We start from the raw sequence: 1,361 nt of genomic DNA, 5'->3' as shown, positions 1-1,361 counted from the left end.
GCCTTGGTGACAAGGCCAGGCAGGAAGCGCCGGATGACAAGTCCCAGCAGCACAGGGAACAGCACAATCTGCACGATGGACCACGCCATCGAACCGGCGTCCACCGGCATGTACTCACCGGCCAGCCACAGCGCCAGTACGGGGGTCAGCAGGGGAGCGAGCAGGGTTGAGACGGTGGTCATCGCCACGGAAAGGGCGACGTCGCCCTTGGCCAGGTACGACACCACGTTCGATGCCGTCCCGCCCGGGCAGCAGCCCACCAGGATGACGCCCGCGGCCAGTGCCGGCGGCAGTTGCAGCGCCGCGGCGATCAGCCAGCCCAGGAACGGCATGATGGCATACTGCGCCACGACGCCGATCACCACTGGGATGGGGCGTTTGGCAATAATGGCAAAGTCAGGGGCCGTGAGCGTCAGCCCCATGCCGAACATGATGATACCCAGGAGCGGGTTGATCCAGGCGGCCAGCCCGGTGAACGCTGTTGGCGCGGCAAGCGCGACGGCTCCTCCCGCCAGGATAAGGATGGGAAAAAGAGTGACGGCGACGCGGGCGCTGCGTTCCTCCGCGGCTGAAGCCGTCGGGGAAGATTCGGATAAGGAAGACATACCTAAGGGGTTATCACATTCGATGTTGTATTTCAGAATCGGTGCGCGGTGATGACACCGGGGCATGACCCTGTAGCCGGAGCGTCCTTCCGCTCTCAGTAGCGCTGATGTCCGTAAACCTGCAGGCTTAACATCGGACAACAGAGGAATTTACTAGAGCAGTCCGAGATCTCTATGAGAATAAGGAGGAACTGGGAATGTCTGCCACACCAGGCACCAGGAGCATCAGCCAACCACCGAGGGGCCTTCCACCTGCCCCCGAAGAACGGGCGAACCACCTCGCCAGATGGGTATTCTGGCCCGCAGCCGCCATCATCATTGTCTTCGTCCTCTTCGCCGCGATCTTCCCGGCCGCAGCAACAGAGCTCTTCGGCGCGATCCAGGGCAACGTCATCAGATGGTTCGGCTGGTACTACGTCGCAGCGATTGCCCTCTTCGTAGCATTCGCGCTCTGGATCGGCCTCGGCCATTACGGCAACATCAAACTCGGCAAAGACGAGGATGAACCCGAGTTCTCCGTCATGTCCTGGTTCGCCCTCCTGTTCGCCGCCGGCATGGGGATTGGCCTGGTCTTCTTCGGTGTGGCCGAGCCCCTGAACCACTTCGCCTCTCCCCGTCCGGGTGTGGAGGGTTCGCCTTTGGAGCTCGCCCAGCAGGCGATGACGCAAACGTACCTCCACTGGGGCCTGCACGCGTGGGCCATCTACGTTGTGGTGGGGGTATCTATTGCCTACGCCGTGCATCGCAAGAAGCACC

2 protein-coding genes are annotated in these 1,361 nt (G+C 62.3%); one reads left to right on the top strand and one right to left on the bottom strand.

The window, feature by feature from the left end:
* A partial coding sequence (locus RIN13_RS17345) for a bile acid:sodium symporter family protein (protein WP_309108563.1) occupies positions 1-605 on the bottom strand: 605 nt, incomplete at its 3' end.
* 197 nt (positions 606-802) lie between these two features.
* On the opposite strand from RIN13_RS17345, the gene RIN13_RS17340 reads away from it, so the two are divergent.
* Positions 803-1,361: BCCT family transporter (locus tag RIN13_RS17340; protein ID WP_309108562.1), on the top strand; the 559-nt coding region annotated here is incomplete at its 3' end.

The organism is Arthrobacter sp. (assembly GCF_031179985.1).
Classification (GTDB): Bacteria; Actinomycetota; Actinomycetes; order Actinomycetales; family Micrococcaceae; genus Arthrobacter.
Note: the sequence above shows the minus strand (reverse complement) of the source record. Positions and strands in the feature narration are given on the sequence as shown.